Raw genomic sequence first — 1,354 nt, 5'->3', positions numbered from 1 at the left:
TGTGTAAGTTGAAAAGTTATTCTGAAAAATATTTGAGCTAATTTAAAAAGCTCAAAAATATTTTTTGGAAATAACTTTTTTGCTATTTTTAAAATTACATAGTTATGATTGACAAAGACGAATTATTAAACAACAAGGATTTCTATAAATCCTTCAAAGACTCGGAAGATTTAACTTCATTCTTCCAAACGATGCACAAACGAGCAGTAGAACATATGCTCGAAGCCGAACTGGATGCCCATTTAGACAATGAAAAGCATGACAAAACCACCAATGGTAATTATCGTAACGGGCATGGAACCAAAAAGATAAAAACTTCTTTTGGTCAACAAGAAATCAAAGTTCCTCGCGACAGGGATTCTTCCTTTAATCCCATGCTTGTTCCTAAAAGGGAAAATATAGCTCAGGGAGTTGAAAATGTTATCATATCACTTTACGCCAAAGGGATGAGTGTTAGCGATATTGAGGAACAAATCAAGGAAGTTTATGATTTTGAAATATCCTCTTCAACCATATCACGTATTACCAATACAATCACCAATGAAGTCGTTACTTGGCAAAACAGACCGTTGGAAGACCTTTATTTGATTGTTTGGATGGATGGTATTGTTTTTAAAGTAAGGGAAGGCTCAAAAGTAATTAACAAAACCATTTATTTAGCCGTAGGACTCAATCGAGAGGGTAAAAAGGAAGTTTTGGGTATGTGGCTCGGCAAGAATGAAAGCAGTAGTTTCTGGATGAGTGTTTTAACCGATTTAAAGGCTCGTGGCGTGGAAGATATACTTATTACAGCCACTGACAACTTAAACGGATTTACTCAGACAATCAGAAGTGTTTTTCCTGAATCTCAAACTCAAATATGCGTGGTTCATCAAATTAGAAATGCATGTAAATATGTTGTTTGGAAGGATAGAAAACAATTTAGTGCCGATATGAAACACATTTATAATGCCCCAACTAAACAGGCTGCTGAACTGGCTTTAAACGATTTTGCTGATAAATGGGAGTCTAAATATTCCTATGCCATTAAATCCTGGCGTGATAACTGGGACGAATTGACGGTGTTTTTTGACTTCCCTATTGAAATTAGAAAAATAATTTACACCACAAATTTAATTGAAAATCTAAATGGAAAAATTAGAAAATACACTAAAAATAAAATGTCGTTCCCTACCGATGATGCTGTATTGAAATCTGTATATTTGGCCCTAAGGGAAGCAACCAAAAAATGGACGATGCCTATTCAAAATTGGGGAATTGTTTTAAACCAATTTACCCTTATATTTGATAAAAGGCTCCGATTATAAAACCGAAGCCTTGACTTTTCAACTTACACACTTTATGGGACAGTGTC

1 protein-coding gene is annotated in these 1,354 nt (G+C 34.6%); it reads left to right on the top strand.

Features of this window, described 5'->3' with window-relative positions; all coding sequences use genetic code 11:
• Nucleotides 1–104: 104 nt before the first annotated feature.
• On the top strand, nt 105–1,307 hold the full coding sequence (locus tag KZH69_RS20345) for an IS256 family transposase (protein WP_219319299.1): 1,203 nt from the start codon (nt 105–107) through the stop codon (nt 1,305–1,307).
• Nucleotides 1,308–1,354: the final 47 nt, after the last annotated feature.

Source organism: Flavobacterium taihuense (genome assembly GCF_019351435.1).
GTDB lineage: Bacteria > Bacteroidota > Bacteroidia > Flavobacteriales > Flavobacteriaceae > Flavobacterium > Flavobacterium taihuense.
Note: the sequence above shows the minus strand (reverse complement) of the source record. Positions and strands in the feature narration are given on the sequence as shown.

Bases quoted from the DNA above. Each gene is read 5' to 3' on its own strand.
- KZH69_RS20345 (WP_219319299.1), top strand. From the start codon at position 105: ATGATTGACAAAGACGAATTATTAAACAACAAGGATTTCTATAAATCC.